Source organism: Fibrella aquatica (genome assembly GCF_041321135.1).
Lineage (GTDB): Bacteria > Bacteroidota > Bacteroidia > Cytophagales > Spirosomataceae > Fibrella > Fibrella aquatica.
The window spans coordinates 296,611-320,276 of sequence record NZ_JBGGWF010000004.1; the positions used below are offsets into that span (position 1 = coordinate 296,611).

At 52.9% G+C, this 23,666-nt stretch carries 17 protein-coding genes and 1 tRNA gene; 11 read left to right on the forward strand and 7 right to left on the reverse strand.

Features of this window, described 5'->3' with window-relative positions; all coding sequences use genetic code 11:
• The first annotated feature begins 22 nt into the window (after positions 1-22).
• The 3 genes from ACAW87_RS11980 to ACAW87_RS11990 are packed head-to-tail and all read left to right on the forward strand — an operon-like array spanning position 23 to position 5,556.
• Positions 23-1,453, forward strand: coding sequence for an APC family permease (locus ACAW87_RS11980; protein ID WP_370723633.1), 1,431 nt, complete (start codon positions 23-25; stop codon positions 1,451-1,453).
• 22 nt (positions 1,454-1,475) lie between these two features.
• On the forward strand, positions 1,476-3,785 hold the full coding sequence (locus ACAW87_RS11985; protein WP_370723634.1) for a S9 family peptidase: 2,310 nt from the start codon (positions 1,476-1,478) through the stop codon (positions 3,783-3,785).
• A 7-nt stretch (positions 3,786-3,792) separates the two neighbouring features.
• Entirely contained in the window at positions 3,793-5,556 is a 1,764-nt protein-coding gene (locus tag ACAW87_RS11990) for a DUF885 family protein (RefSeq protein ID WP_370723635.1), read from the forward strand.
• A gap of 97 nt (positions 5,557-5,653) precedes the next feature.
• Here the strand turns inward: ACAW87_RS11990 and kduI are convergent, their stop codons facing one another.
• Positions 5,654-6,538, reverse strand: a complete 885-nt coding sequence (kduI, locus tag ACAW87_RS11995) for a 5-dehydro-4-deoxy-D-glucuronate isomerase (protein ID WP_370723636.1) — start codon at positions 6,536-6,538, stop codon at positions 5,654-5,656.
• A gap of 292 nt (positions 6,539-6,830) precedes the next feature.
• On the opposite strand from kduI, the gene ACAW87_RS12000 reads away from it, so the two are divergent.
• A complete protein-coding gene (locus ACAW87_RS12000) occupies positions 6,831-7,475 on the forward strand; it encodes a DsbA family oxidoreductase (RefSeq protein WP_370723913.1) in 645 nt (214 codons plus the stop codon).
• A gap of 115 nt (positions 7,476-7,590) precedes the next feature.
• Here the strand turns inward: ACAW87_RS12000 and ACAW87_RS12005 are convergent, their stop codons facing one another.
• Positions 7,591-8,430 carry an alpha/beta hydrolase gene (locus ACAW87_RS12005; RefSeq protein WP_370723637.1) on the reverse strand — a complete coding sequence of 280 codons (840 nt, stop codon included), beginning with the start codon at positions 8,428-8,430 and terminating at the stop codon, positions 7,591-7,593.
• A 63-nt stretch (positions 8,431-8,493) separates the two neighbouring features.
• The gene (locus ACAW87_RS12010; protein WP_370723638.1) at positions 8,494-9,882 is read right to left on the reverse strand and encodes a glycoside hydrolase family 140 protein; all 1,389 of its coding nucleotides are present in this window, start codon (positions 9,880-9,882) and stop codon (positions 8,494-8,496) included.
• Positions 9,883-10,211: 329 nt separating this feature from the next.
• Between ACAW87_RS12010 and ACAW87_RS12015 the strand changes: the two genes are divergently transcribed.
• Positions 10,212-10,643, forward strand: a complete 432-nt coding sequence (locus ACAW87_RS12015) for a hypothetical protein (RefSeq protein WP_370723639.1) — start codon at positions 10,212-10,214, stop codon at positions 10,641-10,643.
• Between the two features lie 25 nt (positions 10,644-10,668).
• Here the strand turns inward: ACAW87_RS12015 and ACAW87_RS12020 are convergent, their stop codons facing one another.
• Positions 10,669-11,157: an FKBP-type peptidyl-prolyl cis-trans isomerase gene (locus tag ACAW87_RS12020; RefSeq protein WP_370723640.1), complete on the reverse strand. Its 489-nt coding sequence runs from the start codon at positions 11,155-11,157 to the stop codon at positions 10,669-10,671.
• A gap of 82 nt (positions 11,158-11,239) precedes the next feature.
• Between ACAW87_RS12020 and ACAW87_RS12025 the strand changes: the two genes are divergently transcribed.
• Positions 11,240-12,079, forward strand: a complete 840-nt coding sequence (locus ACAW87_RS12025; RefSeq protein ID WP_370723641.1) for an SGNH/GDSL hydrolase family protein — start codon at positions 11,240-11,242, stop codon at positions 12,077-12,079.
• A gap of 71 nt (positions 12,080-12,150) precedes the next feature.
• Here the strand turns inward: ACAW87_RS12025 and ACAW87_RS12030 are convergent, their stop codons facing one another.
• The 3 genes from ACAW87_RS12030 to ACAW87_RS12040 form a co-directional block, all read right to left on the reverse strand.
• A complete protein-coding gene (locus ACAW87_RS12030; protein WP_370723642.1) occupies positions 12,151-13,863 on the reverse strand; it encodes a GMC oxidoreductase in 1,713 nt (570 codons plus the stop codon).
• A gap of 105 nt (positions 13,864-13,968) precedes the next feature.
• Entirely contained in the window at positions 13,969-14,499 is a 531-nt protein-coding gene (locus tag ACAW87_RS12035) for a gluconate 2-dehydrogenase subunit 3 family protein (RefSeq protein WP_370723643.1), read from the reverse strand.
• 209 nt (positions 14,500-14,708) lie between these two features.
• Positions 14,709-14,780 (reverse strand) — tRNA-Glu (locus ACAW87_RS12040).
• A gap of 197 nt (positions 14,781-14,977) precedes the next feature.
• On the opposite strand from ACAW87_RS12040, the gene ACAW87_RS12045 reads away from it, so the two are divergent.
• The 5 genes from ACAW87_RS12045 (at position 14,978) to ACAW87_RS12065 (ending at position 23,447) form a co-directional block, all read left to right on the forward strand.
• A complete protein-coding gene (locus ACAW87_RS12045; protein WP_370723644.1) occupies positions 14,978-17,599 on the forward strand; it encodes a M14 family zinc carboxypeptidase in 2,622 nt (873 codons plus the stop codon).
• A gap of 169 nt (positions 17,600-17,768) precedes the next feature.
• Positions 17,769-19,520, forward strand: a complete 1,752-nt coding sequence (locus ACAW87_RS12050; RefSeq protein WP_370723645.1) for a GMC oxidoreductase — start codon at positions 17,769-17,771, stop codon at positions 19,518-19,520.
• A 108-nt stretch (positions 19,521-19,628) separates the two neighbouring features.
• Entirely contained in the window at positions 19,629-20,090 is a 462-nt protein-coding gene (locus ACAW87_RS12055; RefSeq protein WP_370723646.1) for a four helix bundle protein, read from the forward strand.
• Positions 20,087-20,698: a gluconate 2-dehydrogenase subunit 3 family protein gene (locus ACAW87_RS12060; protein WP_370723647.1), complete on the forward strand. Its 612-nt coding sequence runs from the start codon at positions 20,087-20,089 to the stop codon at positions 20,696-20,698. The genes ACAW87_RS12055 and ACAW87_RS12060 overlap by 4 nt, the downstream gene beginning before the upstream one ends.
• A 184-nt stretch (positions 20,699-20,882) precedes the next feature.
• Positions 20,883-23,447: a hypothetical protein gene (locus ACAW87_RS12065; protein ID WP_370723648.1), complete on the forward strand. Its 2,565-nt coding sequence runs from the start codon at positions 20,883-20,885 to the stop codon at positions 23,445-23,447.
• Positions 23,448-23,666 lie beyond the last annotated feature (219 nt).

Here is a 23,666-nt window from a genome sequence, read left to right on the forward strand (position 1 = left end):
TTTCATTCGCCACCCTCCCACTATGCAACCTAAAAACGACGAAGTAACTGAATTTGTGCCCCGATTGGGGTTGCTCGACGCTACCATGATTGTGTCGGGCTCCATGATTGGGTCAGGCATTTTTATCGTCACCGCCGAAATAACCCGCAGCGTGGGCGGCGCAGGCTGGATGTTGGCGATGTGGGCCCTGGCTGGTATTGTCACGGTGATTGCAGCGGTCAGCTACGGTGAGCTGGCGGCCATGTTTCCCAAGGCGGGCGGTCAGTACGTATACCTGCGCGAAGCCTACAATCCGCTGGTTGGTTTTCTCTACGGCTGGTCCTTTTTCACCGTCATACAAACCGGCACTATTGCCGCCGTGGGTGTTGCCTTTGCCAAGTTCACCGCCTATCTCATTCCTGCTTTCAGCGAAACGAATTTCCTGCTCGAAGCCGGTTTCTTTCGACTGTCCGCCGCTCAGCTGGTCTCTATTTTCATCATTGTGTTGCTGACATACATCAACAGCCGGGGCGTGAAAGATGGGGCTGCCCTGCAAACGTTTCTGACGCTGGTGAAAATAGCCTCGCTGTTCGGGCTCATCATCTGTGGCTTCATCTGGGGCGTCGATGCCGATGTCTGGAACGCCAACTGGCAGAACGCCTGGACGCTCTCATCCGTTCAACTACTTGACGGTCAACTCACCTACACGTCTCTGTCGGGACTGGCGGCGTTTGGAGCGATTGCCGTGGCCATGAAAGGCACCCTCTTCTCAAGCGATTCGTGGCACAGCATCACGTCTATTGCCAGTGAAGTAAAACGGCCGCAGCGCAACATAGGTCTGAGTCTGGTGCTGGGTACGTTGGTGGTCACGGTCATTTACATGCTGGCCAACCTGATGTATCTGGCCGTAGTGCCTCTGAAAGACATCGCCTTTGCACCCAGCGACCGGGTTGGGGTGGTAGCCGCCGATTATATTTTCGGCAGCAGCGGCACCATCATCATTGCCATTATGGTCATGATTTCAACGTTCGGCTGCAACAACGGACTTATTCTATCGGGCGCACGGGTCTATTACATCATGGCGAAAGACGGGTTGTTTTTCCGGAAAGCGGGGGTGCTCAACAAAAACGACGTACCTGCCTTCAGCCTCTGGATTCAGTGTTTCTGGGCCAGCGCTCTTTGCCTGACGGGCGAATACAACAACTTGCTGGCGCTGGTTATTTTCGGCGTGCTGATCTTTTATATCCTTACCATCCTGGGCATTTACCGGCTTCGCCGCACCCGCCCCGATATGCCGCGCCCCTACAAAGCACCCGGTTACCCGTTTTTGCCTGCGGTTTACATTGTGGTAGCTGTTGTACTGGCGGTGCTGCTGCTCATTTTCGAAACGCAATACACGCTACCCGGTCTGGGCATTATTCTCTCAGGTGTTCCGGTCTATTACCTCCTCATTCGGCAAGCGCCCAAAGCCTGATAGCCGCTAACCACTCAACTCCATGATGCACGTAACTCAATTACCGTCATCCACCCTGCGCCGAACGTTCACCAGCGTATTGATAATCAGCACCCTGTGGCTACTGCATGTGCCCAGCAGTTTCGGACAGGGCAAAGCCGAAGACTATAAGCGGAGTGACGCCCTGAAAGAAGCACTGAAAGACAAGCTTTACAACGTACCTGGCACGGTGCATTGGTTACCCAACAGCCAACGGTTCTGGTACCTCACCCGCACCCGGAGAGGTGCCGAATTTGTGATTGTCGATGCGGTTCGAAAAACCCGGCAACCCGCTTTCGACGCCGAGCAACTGGCGCAGAGACTGTCGGCGGCAACGGGCAAAAAGATAAATCCTTATCAGCTTCCGTTTACGGCTATCAGCTTCGGAAAAGACGATGAGGCCGTTGAGTTTGTAGCCGAAGGGTCGGTCTGGCAATTTGGACCGGGCGAAGTGGCCTTCCGCAAAAAAGGCCCGTTTAAAGCCGAACCGGTCACCAACCGGTATTGGGGGGCATCGCGCGAAGAAGACCGAACCCGTACCGTTACCTCGCCTGATAGTAACTGGGTCGCCTACATCAAAGACTACAACCTCTATGTACGTCCGCGACAGCAAGGTTCCGAAATCCAGCTCAGCTTCGATGGTTCGGCGGGCGAGTACTACGCGGCAACCATTCGCTGGTCGCCCGACTCGAAGAAGCTGGTTACCAACAAAGTCCGCCCCAACGAAAAGCACCTGATCTACTTTGTTCGCTCATCGCCGACCGATCAACTACAGCCTAAACTCGAGAACCGGGAGTACCTGAAACCCGGCGACGCCCTGCCCGTTCGACGGCCGCAGTTGTTTCTGCTCGACAGTAAACGGCAGATTTCAATCGATGATGCGCTGTTCAATCAACAGTTCAGCCTGTCGGAACTGACGTGGCGGAAAGACAGTCGCGCCTTTACGTTCGAGTACAATCAACGGGGACATCAGGTGTACCGGGTGCTGGAAGTCAACGCCGCCACCGGTGCGGTGCGCCCGCTGGTAGAAGAAACGAGCAAAACATTCATCGACTACAGCGGCAAACGATACCGCCACGATGTTGACGACGGAAAAGAGCTGATCTGGGCCTCGGAACGCGACGGCTGGAATCATCTTTACCTGCTGGATGGTGTGACGGGCGAGGTGAAAAAGCAGATCACGAAAGGCAATTGGGTGGTGCGCAATGTGGTAAACGTCGACGATAAGAAACGGACCATTCTGTTTGCCGCCAGTGGCATGAACGCCGACCAAGACCCCTACCTGATCCAGTATTACCGCGTCAACTTCGACGGAACCGGGCTCACCGCCCTGACCACCGAGAATGCCAATCACGTAGCCACATTCTCGCCCGACTTCGCCTTCTTCACCGATACCTATTCCCGCGTTGATATGCCGCCTGTAACGGTGTTGCGCAACACAACGGACGGATCGGCGGTGCTGGAACTCGAAAAAGCCGACATCAGCGACTGGCAGCAGGCGGGTTGGAAAATGCCCGAGGTGTTTACCGCCAAAGGACGCGACGGCAAAACCGACATTTGGGGCATTATCATTCGCCCCACCAACTATGATTCGACCCGCAAATACCCCGTCATCGAGAACATTTACGCCGGACCACACGGGTCGTTTGTCCCCAAAACGTTTATGACCAGTCTGGCCATGCACGAACTGGCCGAACTCGGTTTCATCGTGGTGCAGATCGACGGTATGGGTACGTCGAACCGGTCGAAGGCGTTTCAGGATGTGTGCTGGAAGAACCTGAAAGACGCCGGTTTCCCCGATCGTATTGCCTGGTTGAAAGACGCCGCCCGCCGCTACCCCGCCCTTGACCTCGACCATGTAGGCATCTACGGCACCTCGGCCGGGGGGCAAAGCTCAACCGGAGGTTTGCTGTTTCATCCCGATTTCTATAAAGTGGGTGTTTCGTCATGCGGATGTCACGACAACCGGATGGACAAGATGTGGTGGAATGAGCAGTGGATGGGCTACCCCATCGGGCCCCATTACGCCGAATGTTCCAACGTGACCAACGCCGATAAACTACGCGGCAACCTGCTGCTGATTGTAGGCGAAGTAGACGATAACGTCGACCCGGCTTCGACCATGCAACTGGCCGATGCGCTTATCAAGGCAAAAAAAGATTTCGACCTGGTGGTTGTGCCCGGCATGGGCCACTCGACAGGCGGTGATTTTGGCGAACGTAAACGCCGCGATTTCTTTGTCAGGCACCTGCTCAACGTGAATCCGCCCGCCTGGCCCGTTAACTCAACTCCTGTAACCGGTCGTGCCAACTAACTCCATCATGTTGCCCAAAACTACCACCCCACCCTACCGATCGCTGACCATTTGTTACCTGATTGTCAGCCTTTTCATCACGAATGCCAGACTCGCTGCACAACCTGCACCCGCCGCGTCGATCAACCCGCAAAGCAGCGATGTACACCACCTGCTCACCCAGTATTACGCCGATCGGGGTAGCCTGAGCCGGTTCTATACTGTGCTGGGATCGCCCGAGCGGCGCGAACGCTTTCAGCGGCTTCATACCGATTATCTGAATCAGGTCGAGCAACTGAACTTCGCCCGCATGAACACCGACAGCCGGGTCGATTACCTGCTGTTCAAGCGAGATTTACAGGAAAGCCTGTATAAACTGGCCGCCGAAGCCACCGAACGCCAGCAGATTAAAGACTGGTTTCCGTTTGCCGACACCATTTACGCCGCCGAAAAACTCCGTCGGCGTGGACACGTACCTCAGGCCCGGCAACTCGCACAGAATCTGACCACCATCAGTCAGCAACTGGTACAGGTGCGGCAGGAGATCGACAAAATTCAGAAACTGGACCCCGCCTTGTTACGGCAGGCTGAGCAAACGGCCCTAGGGCTGAAAACAGCTTTGTCCAGCATCTACACCTTCTACAACCGGTATGACCCCGATTTTACGTTCTGGGTACCGCAACCTTACCAGAAAACCGACAGCTTACTGACCGCCTATGCGGCCTTTTTTCAGAAAAAAGCGCGACAGGCAGCCCCCGTTAAAGAAGACGGCAGCGGCATTGTGGGCGTGGCCGTTGGCCGCACGGAACTGATTCGGCAATTACAGATGGAGATGATTCCGTACTCGCCCGAAGAGCTGATTGCCATGGCCAACAAAGAATTTGCCTGGTGCGATAAAGAGTTACTGAAAGCATCGCGAGAGATGGGATTTGGCGACGACTGGAAAGCGGCGCAGGAAAAAGTAAAGAACAGCTACGTACCTGTGGGCAAACAGCCCGAACTGATCCTGCGGCTTTACAATGAATCGGTTGCGTTTTTAAAGGCCAAAAATCTCATCACTATTCCGCCCATTGCCGAAGAAACCTGGCGAATGAGCATGATGTCGCCCGAGCGGCAGCTAGTCAATCCGTTTTTTCTGGGCGGCGAATCGATCATTATTTCGTACCCAACCGATGGCATGAAACACCCCGACAAGGTGATGAGCATGCGGGGCAACAATCCGCACTTTTCGCGGGCCACGGTACACCACGAACTCATTGCAGGGCATCATTTACAGGGTTTCATGAATAACCGCTACAAGGTCTACCGCAATTTCGACACGCCTTTCTGGGTCGAAGGCTGGTCGTTGTACTGGGAAATGCTGTTATGGGATCAGGGTTTTCCGCAATCGCCGGAAGACCGTATCGGGATGTTATTTTGGCGAATGCACCGGTGCGCGCGCATCATTTTTTCCCTCAATTATCACCTGGGCAACTGGGGCCCACAGCAGTGCATCGACTTCCTGGTGGATCGGGTTGGGCATGAACGCGCCAACGCCGAGGGCGAAGTACGCCGGTCTTTTATCGGAGGTTACCCGCCGCTGTACCAACTGGCCTACATGACGGGCGGTTTCCAGTTCCTGGCCCTGAAAAAAGAACTCGTCGACAGCGGAAAGATGACCCACAAGCAGTTTCACGATGCCATTCTCCAGATCAATTCCATGCCCGTTGAAATGATCCGCGCCATACTGACCAACCAAACGCTCCCCAAAGATTTCAAAAGCAACTGGCGCTTCTATGACTTAAAATCGTAACATGGACTTCAGTCGGGGACGCCTAGTCCGTAAGTAATTATTAACTAACCATTAATTACTTACGGACTAGGCGTCCCCGACTGAAGTCCGTGTTACGTTAGCGCAGGTCGGTGATGGCGCAGAAGTCCATATCGCCGTAGTCGAGGTTTTCGCCGGCCATACCCCAGATGAAGGTATAGTTCGACGTACCTGAGCCCGAGTGGATTGACCAGTTGGGCGAGATAACGGCCTGCTCGTTCTGCATCCAGATGTGGCGGGTTTCCTGTGGCTCGCCCATGAAATGACAAACCGCCTGACCTTCCGGCACTTCAAAATAGAAATAAACTTCCATGCGCCGATCGTGTACGTGCGCGGGCATGGTGTTCCACACACTACCCGTTTTCAATTCGGTCATGCCCATCTGCAACTGGCAAGTCGGCAACACGCTGTTCACCAGTAACTTGTTAATAATCCGGTGGTTGGCCGTGGCGGGACTGCCTAACTCAACCACTTCCGCTTCTTCGCGAGACACTTTGCGGGTGGGGTAGCTGTGGGTGGCTGGCGTTGAGTTCAGGTAAAATTTCGCAGGTACGTTCGCATCCGTCGATACAAACACCACATCCTGGGTAAGTTGCCCGATGTAGAGCGCTTCTTTGTAATTCAGGTCGAACCGCTGCCCGTCGGCGATGACCTGACCGGCACCGCCCACGTTGATGATGCCGAGTTCGCGCCGTTCTAAAAAGTATTTTGCTTTCAGGTTTTCGGGCGTATCGAGGCTAACCGCGCCCGACACCGGCATAACGCCCCCGGTCATGTAGCGATCGAAAAAGGAAAGCGTCCACCGAATCTGATCGGCCACAAACAACGACTCGATCAGAAAACTCTGCCGGAGCTGTTCGGTATTCATGCCTTTCACCTCGGTGGGTGAACTGGCGTATCGGCTTTCAAAAAAGGTTGCCTTCGTTGATTTATCGGCGGTGCTGTTGGTTACTTCGGTTTGCATATTCGCTGGTAAAAGAGAGATTAACAGGTTAGATGTCAAAAGTAAGCCCTCTGGCAACAACAGATGACGAACCGTTAAGAAAACTTAGCGCAGAGCGGGCAAAAGCAAGAAGGATAAAATGGCTGACACATGGCTACGCGCCCCGGGCCGTTCGACAGGCGAAGCACAACAGCATGACCCACCAGTACAGAGCCAATGTCCCACCATGCCGAACGCGTGAACCGGTGGATGAGTTGATAGTATAAACAATCCGCAGTTGATCGACAACGCGGCTATAAACAGCTACAAAATGATGGACGTAGAAATCTGGAGTGATGTGATGTGCCCTTTTTGCTACATCGGCAAGCGAAAATTCGAGCAGGCGCTGGCGCAGTTTCCCCATAAAGAGCAAGTTAACATTGTCTGGAAAAGCTTTCAACTAAACCCGGACCAACAAACGCTCCCCGGCAAAAATACGGTTGAGCACCTGGCTGAAGTAAAAGGCTGGAGCCTCGACGAAGCCAAACGCATGACCGACCACGTCACGGGTTTGGCTCGTGAAGTAGGTCTCAGCTACGATTTCGATAAAGCCGTAGTGGCCAATTCGTGGGATGCGCACCGGTTGGTGCAACTGGCCAAAAAGCACGGGCTGGGCGATGCCGCCGAAGAACGGTTGTTTTTGGCTTATTTCACCGAAGGCCGCAACACCGCCGACCACGCTACCCTGCTGGAACTAGGCACCGATATTGGCCTCGACTCAACCACTGTGCAACAGATGCTCGACAGCAATCAATTTGCCGATGCCGTGGCGCAGGATGTGTACGAAGCGCAGCAGGTAGGCGCGCGTGGCGTTCCATTCTTCGTACTGAACCGTCAGTTTGCCGTATCAGGAGCGCAACAGCCCGAAACCTTTCTGGGTGCCCTTACTACTGCGTGGGGAGAGCGGGTGAAGGGTTAGGCATGAAGGGTGATTTGGTGAAGGGTGAAGTAATTGCTCCGCTCTATACAAAACAAGTCAATAAGCAGAGCAATTACTTCACTCCTCACCCTTCACCAAATCCCCCCTCACCCCCTCACTTACGATCGAAATACTGGCGCATGAACAGGCATTGATAGGTTATAGCGTTGTTCCAGTAGGCCCAATTGTGCACACCGGGCCGGGTAATGAAGTCGTGCGGAATATTGCGTTCCAGCAGTTTTTCATGCAACGTCGTGTTTACACCGTAGAAAAAATCGCCGGTACCACAGTCGATCAGGAGCGATAAAGAACCAGGAGTGAGCAAATAGAGCATGTTGGTCACTGTGTTCTGCTCCCAGCGGTCGGGAAATTCGCGGTACGTACCCAGCCGTTTGGCCATATCCCAGTTGTTGGGAAACGGCCGAATGTCGACGCCGCCGCTCATGCTGCCCGCCGCCCCAAACACATCCTGATGTTTGAACGCCAGGTACAGCGCGCCATGCCCGCCCATACTCAGCCCGGTAATAGCCCGTCCCGTCCGGTTCTTGATGGTTTTGTACCGGCTGTCTATCCAATTCACCAGTTCGTTGGCTACGTAGGTTTCGTATTTGAACGACGGATCGGCCGGACTATCCATGTACCAGCTGCCTATATTCCCGTCGGGGCAAACAATCATCATCTGATAGGTATCGGCGAGTTTACCGAGATCGGGGCTCTTTTTCGCCCAATCGCTGTAGTTGCCGCTATAGCCGTGAAGCAAATACAGCACTGGTAAGGCAGTCGCGTTTGCGTACGAATCCGGCATGACGACAACCGCTTTAATTTTCTTGTTCATCGACGGACTGTCGGTATTGACCGTATCGATTTTGGCCGCTTGCCCCGATTGGCTGAGTAGTGCGAATAAACCCGCCAGCAACCCGGCACGTAGCGTATTGATGGAATAAAGAGAAGACATAGGGTGGTTGTTAATTCTGGATTTTAGAAGCTGGACGCTAGCTATTGGACAAGAAAATAATGTCTACAACGCCGGGTAGTTTTTGGCGGCATCGTCGAGAACCAACACCCAATCTTGCCCATAGCCCTGCGTGGGCGGCGAAAAAGACTGTGGCTTCTGATTGTCGAACCTACCGGCCGATTGCGTTTTTCCCGAGCGTGGATCAAACCACGTGGCTGTGACCAGGCTACCCGAAATCTTCCCCGGATTAACGGTAAAAGCCTTACCCGTGGTTGTATACACAAATGCATAATCGGCACCCCGCGTGGCCTGGATACGCTCGGCAGGGCCAAGGTTATTTTCTACAATCAGCGACTGATCGGGCACGCGGGCCAACAGTGGACGGGCCGTCATTAGGCGACGAACATGCTGCATCTGGTTAGCACCGGGCAAGTCGAGCGCTTCCTGCCAATACAGGTGCGGACCGTTTACGGCTGGTCGGCTGGCGCTGTACATCTGCCAGATGTCGTGGCAACCGTAAGTATGTCCGTGGGCCCCGGCAAACAGATCCAGATAGGCATACATGCGCACATCATAGGCGTTGGACGTACCCAGTTCGTTGGCATTGAAACACACCGGATGATCTTCGTAGATCGGTTCGGCATCCATGGTTGGCTTGGTTGGCTGGCGATTATACGATACGCCGATCTGATCATAAACGGGTGTGTGTCGGCAGTGGCCGTTCTGATGCATGTTGAAGTCGAACCAGAGGTCATCGTGAAACCATGTCGACGCACCCCCATCCATGCCGTTGGGTTGCGGGTGATAGGTCATCAGGGCTTTTTCGGCCCCGCCTACGCCTTCCTGCACACCCACGGCCATGGCGCGCCAAATGGCAACGTCGGTAGTACCACTACGCGGATTCCGGTCGCCGCCCAGCACCCACACTATATTCTCGCGGTTTTTGTAGCGATCGCCCAGATAGCGGCCGTAGGCACGGGCATTGGCCGGAGTAAAAATCTCCGGGCCTTTCCCCCACGTATTCTTAAAGACCTTGTCACCCCACGTTGGCAGAAAAGCGATCACAATGCCATACTGAGCCGCTTTATCGATAATGAAATCGACATGTTTGAAATAGGCTTCATCCGGTTTTTCCGGGTCATTGCCAACCAGAGGCACGTCGCCATAGGGGTTCTTTTCGTTAAGGCCGTCAAATTCGGCCAATGCCACCGCCTGAACCACCGTAAAACCCTGTGCAGCCCGTCGTTTCAGGTACGTATCGGCTTCTTCGCGGTTAAGCCGGTGGAAAAGCTCCCAGGCTGTATCGCCCAGCCAGAAAAACGGCGTATTATCCTGATGCACCAGAAACCGTTTGTTATCAGACACCTTCAACCGCCCGCCACGGAAGGGTTGCTGGGCAAAAACAAGGCTTTGCCAGAGCAAAAAACCGGCCAGTAAAATTCGTATTTTCATGCTGTAAACGCTTCGTACCAAAAGGGCGGTATTCGCTTGGTTACCGCTATCCCGACGCCTGTATGTGTCGACAAAAAGAAGCGAAAAATACCCAGTCTCTACTCCATCCAACCCCGCCTATCATGGCTGATAAACAAGGTCGAACAGGTCTTTTTTTTTACTCTCCGGAACCCGATATCTGGACGTACCTGAAAAATAAAATATTGGCTAACAAGAACTTAGAGTCAAATCTTTCATAAAAGTGAGCAACTTACACACTATTGGCTTAGTTCTTGTAGAGGCGTTAGTCAGATGGTGATCCCATCTAGTAACTTTATCCGCCGACGCTCATGGAACAGGTTTTCCAGATTGTACAGTCTTATCTCAATTTTCGGGCAGCCGTCTTGCGATCTATGTCGTTCGAGGCTATGACAAAGGCTGAATTTTCTCGGGTTACCGGCCTCGACGGCAACTCGAAATACCGCCGCGAGCTAAACCCGGATTTGTGGAAGCCCTCGGAAATTTACGCATTCGCTACCATTTCCGGGCTTTGGGATGGCGGTCCCAGGCGGCTCGATCACCTGGCCGAACTGATTGAATATCTGCCCGAACCGGAGAAAAAACTCGTTCTGAAAGCCAGTTCACTCACTCGTGAGAAACTACAGCTCAGGCGGGAAAATACGGAGTCGTGGCAACCGCAGGAATTGGAACGGCTGTATGCCTGGCACCGTCAACATACGATTCATGTATCCAGACAATACGCCAAACCAACCACGCTGTAGCCAGGATATCACCAGATAGCCTGTGTTAATTAATGCGGAGTAAATCGATCTGAAAAACAAGAATCGAGTTGGCTGGAATACCTCCCTGTGCCTGTGAACCGTAGGCCAGGCTTGGTGGCAGGTACAGCGTAATGCTACCACCCGGCGCAATCAGCGGAATACCCTCCTGCCAGCCAACAATAAGCTGATTCAGGCCAAAACTGATGCCATTGCCAGCATCGAATTGAGTACCGTTGGTCAATTGGCCTTTGTAGTTGACGGTTACGTTAGAGCATACCGTGGGCTTCGTGCCTGTACCAGGCGACTGAATGGTATAGTAAAAGCCACGTGGATCGGCCGTAGCATTAATTTTACTGGCATCAATATACGCTTTCAGAGTCGTCACCTCCGCTTGGGGTGCCTGAATAGAAACCGGGGCCGAATTGCAGGGATCCTGATCGTTCGACAGACAACCACTTACTAGCATGGGCAGGCTCAGCAACAGAATGCTGTACTTTTTTAGGGACTGTATCATAGGGGCAAGTTAACGCTTTTCAGGAAGTAGAACGGCTAAGCAAACGTATTCTATCCCGGAAACGTAAGCCCTTCACGTCACCATGAAACGAAATTTCCTGATCGGACTGCTATTGTCGGCGGTCATCATTTGTCTCCTCAGTTCGTTTGCTCGTAAAGAACTGAGTTGGGTTGCCATTGGTGATTCAATTACGTATCTGAATGACCATCAGGATCAAACCGGCAATCGGATAACTAAGGGATACATGACACGGCTGGTTGAACAGTTGCCTTATATCAGATACGTCAACCAGGGTCATAATGGCTGGACGGCGGGCCGCATTGCTAGTTCGATCGATAACCTTGGTCTGGCTAAAGCCGATGTATATTCTATTTTTCTGGGAACCAACGACTGGTGGCAGGGCCGACCGCTAGGCCGCCTCAACGATTACCAGCGCAACACGGGCAATGCAACCGTCTACGGCTCATTCCGGCTCATAATCGACAAAATCAGAAGCCTGAATCCCGAAGCGCCGATCATCCTGATCACGCCTATGCAGCGGGCCGATTTTGTGTACATAGCCAACCCCAAAAACAACGCGTATGGCTCATACAAAGCCAAAAATGGCCAATCGCTGGAGGCCTTCGCGCTGGCCATCGATTCAATCGGGCAGGCAGAAAACCTCCCTGTCCTTGACCTCTACCACACCAAAAAGCTGGCGATAAAGCATCTGGTAAAGTATAAACGGCTTAAAGACCCAACCACAGGCGTGTACAAAAACTACCGCTATCCCGCCTTTATCGACGTCCCTTTCAATCCCGAAACCGACGAGTATCCGTATCCGGTTGGAGCGATCAACAAAACGTATGACGGCCTCCACCCGTCTGATGACGCCTACGCGTTGATCACTCGTAAACTGGTGAAGCTGATGAAAAGGTGGTAATTGGGTAGTTGCTTCGCGAGCTAGGCCCTTCGACTCCGCTCGCGAAGCAACTACCCAATTACCACTAAAAATTAGATATTCTTTTTCTTCATTTCAGCCACCGCAAAACTGGCGGCACGGGCTGTGAGCGCCATGTAAGTCAGCGAAGGGTTCACACACGAAGCCGACGTCATAGCAGCGCCGTCTGTAACGAATACGTTTTTCACGGCGTGCAACTGATTGTTTCCGTTTACGACCGACGTTTTAGGGTCGCGGCCCATCCGGGCGGTACCCATCTCATGAATAGCCATGCCCAAGTATGAACCCCGGTCGTAGGTTTTCACGTTTTTCACACCCGCCGACTCCAGCATTTCTTTAGCGTCGTTCATCATGTCTACGCGCATTTTCTTCTCGTTCTCCTTCAGTTCCGCATCGAACACCACGAGGGGCATACCCCACTTGTCTTTTTCCGTTTTGTCGAGATACATGCGGTTTTCGAAATAAGGCAACGTTTCGCCGAAGCCAAGCAGACCCATTGTCCAGGCACCGGGTTTAGTGAGTTCTTCCTTATAATCGGCGCCAAAAGTCAATTCGGCCACGTTGCGCTGCCATCCCTGACGGCTGCCTCCTCCCTGATAGCCGAAGCCACGCACGTAATCGCGCTTGTCGGTACCGATGTTGCGGTAACGCGGTACGTAAATACCGTTGGCCCGCCGCCCTTCGTAGTATTTATCGAGGTCGCCTTCCCACTCGCCCGATGCGCCGGTGCGGAAGTGGTGGTCCATCAGGTTATGACCAAGCTGTCCCGAATCATTACCAAATCCAGTCGGGAAACGGTTCGATGTTGAGTTAAGCAGCAGCGACGTGGTGCCCAACGTGCTGCCACATACGAAAATGACTTTGGCAAAATACTCCCGCTCCTGTAGCGTCACCGCATCGACAACGCGCACGCCAGTCGCTTTCTTGGTGTTTTCGTCGTACATGATGTTTGTCACCACCGAATCGGGGCGCAATGTGAGCCGACCGGTTTTGGCCGCCGGTGGCAACGTACACGACTGAGTACTGAAGTAAGCGCCGTACGGACAACCCAACGAACATTTGTTGCGATACTGGCACGACGCCCGCCCCTGATTCATTTGGGCCTGTGCCGCTTTAGAGAGGTTGGCCACCCGCCCAATGGTCATGGTACGACCGGGAAAATTCTTCTCGATCCGTTTCCGCACTTCTTTTTCTACGCAGTACATCTCCATCGGCGGCAGAAATACACTGTCGGGCAGTTGGGGCAGGTTCAGTGCTTCGCCCGAAATACCAACAAATTTTTCGACGTAGGTATACCAGGGCGCAATGTCTTTATAGCGAATGGGCCAGTCGACGGCTATACCTTCTTTTAAGTTGGCCTCAAAGTCGATGTCGCTCAGGCGATACGTTTGCCGCCCCCACATGATCGACTTTCCCCCTACGATGTTGGGCCGGTACCAGTCAAACCGTTTATCTTCTTTATACAGCGAGTCTGAATCGTTCATCCAGTACTTCTCTGTCATTTCGTTGTACGGATAGTCGCGCGCCAGTTTCGGATGCGACTCTTTCTGCGCCATCGTCAGCCGGCCGTTATAATTGCTTTGCCACGGGTCTTTCATGGCATTTTCGTAGCCGGAAACGTGTTCGAGCTGCTTGCCTTTTTCGAGCATCAGCACCCGTAATCCTTTTTCGGTCAGCTCTTTAGAAGCCCACCCTCCCGATATCCCCGAGCCAATCACAATGGCGTCGTAGGTCATTTCTTTTACAGCGTCAATATTGAGATTCATAGGAAATGAGTTTACTGTTTACAGTTTGCCGTTTACCGTTGCGCTGCCAATTAACTTGACGTTCTTTAGCAGCGCAACGGTAAACGGCAAACTGTAAACTTTTTTTTAGAGCGCCCAGGCTTTCTGACCGGGTTTGAGGGGAATACAGGCTTCAAACTTTCCGGGAACGGGTAGGTAAGCAAGGGCCTGGGTTGCACCAATTTCGGAGGTGAAATAGCCGGTAGTGGTCAGTTCTTTCATCCTGAGAAAGAACGCCTTATCGTCGGTCATGGTCTGCCTGACAATCTCGATCTTCTGTGCGTCGTCGAGACTGGCAAATTCTTTACCGAATTTGGTTTTACCGGCAGTGGCCAGTTTATCCAAGCTGGCATAAAACGCGGTTTGCTCATCGGCGGGGTAGCAGTCGCGCATAACCCGGATAATGAATTTTTCAGCACCGGCCGCCTTGGCACCGGGTGTGGTGGTGGTGGGAATGATCACATCGGCCACGTCGGCCAGTAGTGCCTCTTGCTGAGGTGTCACCAACAGGCTTGGCCCTTTGTTGATAACCCGCCCCATAGCACCGGCCAGGGTGGGTGCCGATAAAATACCGCCCATCATCAGGGCCGCCCGCTGTATCGCTTCTCTACGTCTCATGAATACGTTTAATCGTGAATGGGAGCAAGTTCGGCATACGCACAAATCTGCCACCGGTAAGGTATAAGCTAAAGTGTAATTTTAGCCTATTTTTTTTGATTTAAAGCAGGGAAGAACGCAAAATATAGCGCGGCTTGGCAGAGGAGCCATTTTTTGTTTGGAGCGGACAAAAAAACAGCCCCGATGCTTTCGGCACCGGGGCTGCACTGTGATCGATACGGGACTTGAACCCGTGTCGCTGCCGTGAAAGGGCAGTGTCCTAACCGCTAGACGAATCGACCGTCTTGTAAAAGACCTGACGTGTTTTTGTGTGAACAACTACGCCGTCAGCGAATCGTGATGCAAAAGTACGGCGATACGTTTAAAATCCAAATACTAGCCTCAAAAAAATCTTTTAAAATGGGTTCAACCTCTTTTACTGCTATTTTTGAGACGTAATAATTCCCTCAATTTCAACCTGTTTTACCCCGCCATCGGCATGAAAAAAATTTTCATCGCTTGCGTTGTCTGTCTCACTTTTTTGAGCGGCACGTCCCTGTTTGCCCAAAGTACCCTCTCCTCGCCGGCCCAATTTCTGGGTTATGCCATCGGCGAACGATTTACACCTCATCATCGCGTATTGGCCTATGCCGAACAAATTGCCCGGCAGGCGCCCAACCGAATTAAAGTAATCCCCTACGGCACTACCTACGAAGGGCGGCAACTAGCCGTAGTAGCCATTGGCACTGAAGCCAACATGGCACGGCTCGAAGAGATTCGTACCGACAACCTCCGCCGAATCGGTATGCTGCCGGGTAAACCATCGGGCAAAACCATGCCCACCATTCAGTGGCTGAGCTACAACGTACACGGTAATGAAGCCGTGAGCTCAGAGGCGTTTATGGATGTGCTGTATGGCTTGCTCGAACCTGGCAAAGCCAGTTCTCAGTTTACGGTATCACCAAAAATCCTGGAAACAAGCATCGTCATTCTTGATCCGGGTCTTAACCCCGACGGGCATGACCGCTACGTGAACTGGTACAATCAGATGCAGGGCCGCGTAGCCGACCCGACCCCATTCTCGCGCGAGCACAGCGAACCCTGGCCCGGTGGTCGGTATACCCACTATTATTTCGACCCAAACCGCGATTGGGCTTGGCAAACACAGGAAATCACGCAGCAGCGCATGGCCCTCTACCAGCAATGGATGCCCCACCTGCACGGTGATTTTCATGAAATGGCCGTGGAAAGCCCGTATTATTTCGCCCCGTCGGCTAAACCGTACCACGAAGACATTACGCCATTTCAACGGCAGTTCCAGGGCATCGTTGGCGAATATTGCAGCCGCTATTTCGATAAGAATAACTGGTTGTATTACACCCGTGAACGCTTCGACCTATTTTACCCAAGCTACGGTGATACGTACCCGACCTACAACGGTGCCATTGGCATGACCTACGAACAGGGCGGCAGCGGCCGCGCAGGACTAGCTATTCGGAAAGTCGACGGCGACACCCTAACGTTGAGGCAACGCATTGACCATCACGTAGCCGCCTCGTTTGCCACACTCGAATCTGTAGCCGATCGGTCAGCCGAGGTGGTGAAAGAATTTGGTCAGTTTTTCGACAAGGCTCAGGCTACGCCGGTTGGCCTGTACAAAACCTATGTGGTGAAAAGCGGCGGTGACGAAGGAAAACTATCGGCCCTGCGCCAATTGCTAGACCGGAACAACATTCGCTATGGCGTTGCCGGTAAAACACAAACCATCTCGGGCGGTACGGCAGCAAAAGGTAAATCATCAGGTACGTCGGCCGGAGTGTATAACTACATGACGCAGAGCAACGAGAAAAGCGTGTCGGTGGAGGAACAGGACCTGGTCATCAGCGCTCACCAGCCCAAATCGACGTTGTTAAAAATTCTGTTCGAACCAAAATCAATGCTGGAAGATTCGGTAACATACGACATCACGGCCTGGTCGCTGCCGTATGCTTACGGTCTGCAAACGTATGGCCTCACCAACCGGATCGATCCCGCAGCGATGTCAGCAAAACCAACGTCGACCACCACCATATCAACCACTACCCCGCCCTACGCGTATCTGGCGCGCTGGCAATCGATGCCGTCTGTTCAATTGCTGGCTGGTCTGCTGAAGAAAAAAATTCGGGTACGTTCGGCCGAAAAGCCATTTGAGTTAAACGGTCAGCAATATGACGCAGGTACGTTACTGATCACGCGGGCGGGTAACGAACGGCTTGGTAATCAGTTCGATGCTGTGGTGAAACAGGAAGCACTCAGCCTGGGAGTAACGCTAATGCCCGTCACTACGGGTTTCGTGACCAAAGGGTCTGACTTCGGTTCTGATTTCGTGATGGCCCTGAAAGCCCCTCGTGTAGCCGTTGTATCGGGTGAAGGCACAGTGGCGACCTCCGTTGGTGAAGTGTGGCATTATTTCGATCAGGAATTAAAATATCCCATCAGCATGGTCAACGGCGCCGATCTGGGCAGTGTCGATTGGAAGCAGCTCGATGTACTGGTACTGGCCAATGGCTACGCATACAGCCGCCTCATCAACGAACGGACGCTGACGGCCATTCGCGACTGGATTCGTGGTGGTGGTAAATTGATTGTGATGGAGCGGGCCGCTGCTGCTTTTGTGGGCAAAGAGGGGTTCGATCTGAAAGAAAAAGACGATAAAGGCGAGCAGGATAAAGCGAAAGGCAAGAAGGCGCTAGCCCTGACTGATTCGCTGAAAACGTACGCCGCTCGGGAGCGTAGTGCCGTTTCGGACGAAACGCCGGGCAGCATTTACCGCCTAAATCTGGACACTACCCATCCGCTGAGCTTCGGCCTGTCGGGTGGCTACTACACACTGGTGCAGGAGGCACATTCGTATGACATGCTGAAGGACGGCTGGAACGTAGGCTACCTGAAAGACAGCAATTTAGTGGCTGGCTTTGCGGGCACCAATGCCAAAGAAAAACTAAAACAAACGTTGGCGATCGGCGTGCAGGACCTGGGTCGCGGACAGGTAATCTACCTGGCCGACAACCCGCTGTTCCGGGGTTTCTGGTACAGTGGTAAGCTTCTTTTCGGCAATGCCGTGTTCATGAGCGGAAATTAAAAGGTAAGTCTGGAAAGTGAAAAGAGTTTAGTGCCAAGCCGGGAAAGCTGTAGATGACTTTCCAGACTTGGCACTAAACTCTTTTCACTTTCCAGATTAATCCATGGGGATATTTCAGCCAATATCGCCTTTCTCTTTTGTCATTCATCAATTCAAAATCGGGCATTTCATGGATTCGTTTAGTATTAAAGAAACTCCCACCGTATACGACGTTGCGATTGTTGGCTCAGGAGCTGGCGGCGGCATGGCGGCTTATATGCTGGCCAAAGCGGGTGCCAAAGTAGTGCTGCTCGAAGCGGGCGGCTATTTCGACCCCGCCGATCCAAAGTACATTACGCAATTAAAATGGCCGTACGAATCGCCCCGGCGCGGGGCGGGTACCACGCGGGCCTTCGGTGATTTCGACGCCGCCTGGGGTGGCTGGCAAATCGACGGCGAACCGTATTCGGCCAATGCCGGTACTGAATTTCACTGGTTCCGCTCGCGGATGCTGGGCGGTCGTACCAATCACTGGGGTCGTATTTCGCTCCGCTTTGGTCCCGACGATTTCCGGCGCGGCTCGATGACCGGTGTTGGCGACGACTGGCCAATTACGTACGATGATCTGGCCCCCTATTACGACAAAGTGGATAAGCTGATTGGCGTTTTTGGCTCGAAAGAAGGCATGCGCAATGAGCCCGACGGTCATTTCCTGCCCCCACCAAAGCCACGATTACACGAGTTACTGCTCCAAAAAGCGGGCCGGGGTCTTGGTATTCCCGTCATTCCGTCGCGGTTGTCTATTCTGACCAAAGCCATCAATAACGAACGCGGGCAATGTTTTTACTGCAACCAGTGCAACCGGGGCTGTCAGGCCTACGCCGATTTTTCATCGTCGTCGGTGCTGTGTATTCCAGCGGTAAAAACCGGCAATGTCACACTGATCAACGGGGCTATGTGCCGCGAGGTGTTGACCGATCCACAAACAGGGTTAGCTACAGGAATCAGCTTCGTACACACAGGTACGTTGCAGGAGCATACCGTGCGGGCCAAGGCCGTGATGCTGGGCGCGAGTGCGTGCGAATCGGCGCGCATTCTGCTGAATTCAAAATCGGCCCGGCACCCGGATGGATTAGCCAATTCTAGTGGTGTGGTGGGCAAGTATCTGAACGACTCAACAGGTGCATCGCGGTCGGCGTTTGTACCGGCACTCATGGACCGGGTACGGTATAACGAAGATGGTGTTGGCGGCATGCACGTATACACCCCGTGGTGGCTCGATAACAAGAAGCTCGACTTCCCGCGTGGTTACCACATCGAGTACGGTGGCGGTATGGGGATGCCTTCGTTCGGTTTTGGCATGGGGCTGGAAAACATGAACGGTAAATACCCGTATGCCAATGGCCAGTCATTGCCAGCCGGTGGCTACGGATCGCGCCTGAAAGAAGACGCCCGCCGTTTCTACGGCGCTTATGTTAATCTGGCCGGTCGCGGTGAACCGGTGCCGCTCGAAAGCAATTACTGCGAAATTGACCCAACAAAGGTGGATAAATACGGCATTCCTACGTTGCGTTTCAATTACAAGTGGTCTGACTACGAAGTGAAACAGGCCAAGCACATGCAGGACACGTTCGAGGAGATTTTCAGCGCGATGGGTGCCATTCCAACCGGCCCGAAACCCGGCCCAAACACCAACCACGGCTATGGTCTGGAAGCACCCGGCAAGATCATCCACGAGATTGGCACCGTGCGAATGGGTAGTGATCCTAAAAAATCAGCCCTGAACGCCTTCCAGCAAGCTCATGATGTAAAAAATCTGTTCGTTGTCGATGCAGCCCCCTTCGTAACGCAAGGCGACAAAAACGTAACCTGGACCATCCTGGCCTCATCGATGCGCACGTCTGATTACCTGATCGATCAGGTGAAGAAGAAGAATATTTAAAAGAGTTTGTAGTTCGTGGTCTGTTGTTCGTAGTTGCTTTGCTTCACAGAACAGCAGACCATTATCGAGCGACTACTTCGCTTTAAAACCTTTATTTGGCGCGTAGCTATGGCAACAGTACAACGATTCGATGACTTAAACGTCTGGAAGAGTGCAAGGAAATTGTCTATGTTGATCTTCAAACAGACACAACGCCTTCCTTTCAAGACTGATTTAGGTCACTCAAGACAGATCAACGATGCCAGCGGGTCCATGATGGATAATATTGCGGAGGGGTTTGGAAGAGGTAATCGGAAAGAATTCATTCAGTTTCTTGGCTTTTCGATGGGGTCTACTGATGAAGTCAAATCACAGTTATACAGAGCCTATGACAGGTCATACATTTCGCAGGAAGAGTTCAACCATCTTTATCGGAAAGCTGACCAAATCACCAAAATGGTAGCCTCGTTCATCAATTACCTGAAGACATCGGAACACCGTGGTTTTAAGTACAACACTCAGTCGTCGATGGCCGAGGAACCACAAACTACAGACTACAAACCACAAACCTTTATCATTGAAGAACCATGAAGCGCAGAGACACCCTTAAAGCCCTTGGCCTGAGTAGCTTTGGCCTGGCTGTTGGCCCTGTGGAAGCGGCCGTTCCCGCACCACCCGACAAAAAAGTACCCCTTAAAGTACCCGGCGGACGGCAACCATTCGAGGCGGAGCGCGATGCGAAGCTGAACGCCGAGAAGTTTTTCACGCCCGCCGAACTGAAGACCGTTACGCTGCTGGCCGACATTATTTTACCCGCCGATGCTAAATCGGGCAGTGCCTCGCAGGCGGGCGTGCCGGCCTTCATCGAGTTTGTGATGAAAGACCAGCCCGCCAACCAGACATCCATGCGCGGTGGACTGGCCTGGCTGAACAACCAGTGCCGGAAACGCTTTGGCAAGCCATTCGCCGAAGCAACGCGGGCGCAGCAGATCGAAATGGTTGACTTGATCGCTTACCCGCAGCAGGCCAAACCAGAACTGTCGCAGGGCGTGGCGTTTTTTACGCTGATGCGTAACTACACCCTTACCGGCTTCTACACCAGCAAAATGGGTATCGAAGACCTCGGCTACAAAGGCAATACCCCTAACAACTGGGAAGGCCCACCGGAAGCCGTGCTGAAGCAGTATGGATTAGTTTAGAATAAGGTCCAAAGTCTAAGGTCTAAAAAAGTCTAAAGTTCAAGGTCCAAAGTTTAAAGTGCTTCGCTTATCAGCCACTGGTTGACCAGGCGAAGCACTTTGGACTTTAGACCTTGAACTTTAGACTTTTTTAGACCTTAGACTTTGGACTTTACTTTAAACTTGAAACTTATCTTTGCCCCGTATGGAACAACGCACCCTCTTTCAGCGGCTACGGCCGCACTTGCTGTTTATATTCGGGCTATTCATTATTACGTCCATCTATTTTTTACCGGCCTGGCAGGGCAAAGAACTCCAGCTTCAGGACGTACGGCAGGGTAACGCCGCCACAATGGAGTTGCGGCAATACAAAAAAGAGACCGGCCAGTTTCCCAACTGGACTAATGCCTTGTTTGGCGGAATGCCCGGTTACCTCATCGCCCACGACTATCCGAATACGTATGTGGGGCTAACGGCGGCGGCGGTGCTGAGGCTGTTCCCCCGTCCGATCGACGTAGTCTTTATGCAGATGCTCGGCATATATATCCTGCTGGTAGTCGTGCTAAGTCGCAACAATCCGGGCAGTGAAGACGACAAGTCGACAGCGCTGTCGGGCACCGCACGGGGCTGGCTGGCCGCTACAGGATCAGTCGCCTACGGACTGGCTTCGTGGAACCTGATCACCATTGAGGCTGGCCATATCTCCAAAATTCTAGCGCTGGGCTATGCACCCGGCATGCTGGCTGGTCTGATATTGTGCCTAAGAGGCCGCTATTGGTCGGGTGCTGCCGTTACCGCTTTATTCACGTGCCTGAACATCAGCGCCAACCACGTACAAATCACTTATTACCTGTTTCTGTGCGTGGGCCTTTACGTGCTCATCGAAGGCTTTCGGCTGGTCAAGTCAGGGCAGATACGTCAGTTGCTGGTTGGGCTGGCCATCTTCGGTGTCACTACCGGCATTGGCATGGCGTCATTCAGCAAACGCCTGATGGTGCTTAATCAGTACTCAAAAGAAACCACACGCGGCAAATCAGAACTGACATCTACCACCACCGCCGCCGCTACACCGGGGCAAGCCCAAACGTCGGACAGTGCCAAACCCGCCGACGGACTGGACGAAGACTATGCGTTTCAGTATAGCTATGGCGTAGGCGAGGCGCTGACCATGCTGATACCTAATCTCTACGGCGGCCTGGCAGGTCAGGGTGGACTCGATAGCAAATCGGATACCTACCGGGCTCTGGTCGACAGAGGTATGGCGGCCGACGAAATAATTGGCCAGATTCCCACCTATTGGGGTACCACAAACGGACCGGCCTATGCGGGAGCCATTCTAGTATTTCTTTTTGTGCTGGGTATGCTAATCAGCCGATCGACGCTGAAGTGGTTCATGCTCGGCGGTTTGTTGTTGACCTTGCTGCTGGCGATGGGCAAGAATATGCTGTGGTTCAACGGCTTTCTGTTCAACTTCCTGCCTTATTTCAACAAGTTCAGGGCCGTAACCATGACCCTCACCATGACGCCCATCTTCCTGGGAGGTGGGGCAGTATTGGCGCTGCAAACCCTGCTGACAACAAAACCAACGTTTAAGACTGTTCAGCGTCCCTTTCTGATTGCTTTTGGCCTTACAGGTGGACTGGCGTTACTGCTGGCCCTCGTGGGTGGTAGCCTACTCGACTTTCAGGGACCAAATGACGCCGCTATGTTTGGCGCCGAAGCGTCTGATATATTGCGGGCCTTGCAAAGCGACCGGGCAAGTTTGCTTCGCACAGATGCCTTCCGAGCTTTCTTCTACATTCTAATAGCCGCCGGAGCGATCTGGTTTTACCTGAACAACAAGCTGAAAGCAAGCCTGTTACTGCCCATTCTCTTCGTACTGAACACTATCGACGTATTTAGCCTGGGGCGGCGGTTCATCGACAGCAAAAGCTTCATTCCCCGCTCAACGGTCGATTCTGCCTTTGAGGAAACACCAGCCGATACACAAATTTTGCAGGATAAGTCGCTGAGCTACCGGGTATTTGAAAACACCGGCGGAGGTGGTTTCATGAATGATAACCGGGCCTCTTACTTCCACAAATCAATTGGTGGGTACAGCGCGGCGAAGCTGCAACGGTATCAGGAGATGATTACCTACGCTTTCTCTGATAACGCCGACAACATCCTGAATATGTTGAACGTGAAGTACGTGATCGCCTCGCCGATCGATAGTACAGGTCGGCCCATTGGCGAACCCGTTCCACAGCAGAATCCCAACGCGTTGGGTAATGCCTGGTTCGTTCAAAATGTGCAGCAGGTGGCCAACGCCGACGCCGAAATGGCCGCGCTACGTTCGCTGAATCCGCAACAAACAGCCATTGTCGACAAGCGGTATGCTGATCAGCTAACCGGATTGCCAGCTACCCTGACTAAAGCAGGCACCATTCAGCTCACCAATTATTCGCCCGATAAACTAACGTACCAGAGTTATAGTCCAACCGAGCAGGTAGCGGTATTTTCGGAGGTTTTCTACCGGGGCAACGAAGACTGGAAAGCGTATATTGATGGCAAAGAAGTGCCCCATTTCCGCACCGATTACATCCTTCGCGGTATGCGGGTACCGGCCGGTAAGCACACCATCGAATTCCGCTTCGATCCGCCTGTGGTGGCCCTCGGCAACACCCTTGACTTGGTAGCAAACATCATTCTGATTCTGTTGGTAGCGGCCGGATTATGGTTTTCTCTGCGTAAAGACAATTCCTCTATCGGCACAGAAGCGACCGTGTAAGCTCAGAGTGGCGTTAAACATACACAAGCAGGAACGTACCTGACAACGGTAAAGCGCCTGATGCCCTGTTCAATAACAGTGGTATCAGGCGCTTTACCGTTGTCAGGTATGCAGGGCGTCAATTATAAACAGAAATCAACAATCTGTAAACTCTTTATTTACGATAAATTGATTAGAAGGTATACTACCACATAGGCATTCAGGAATCCGTTGGCGTAC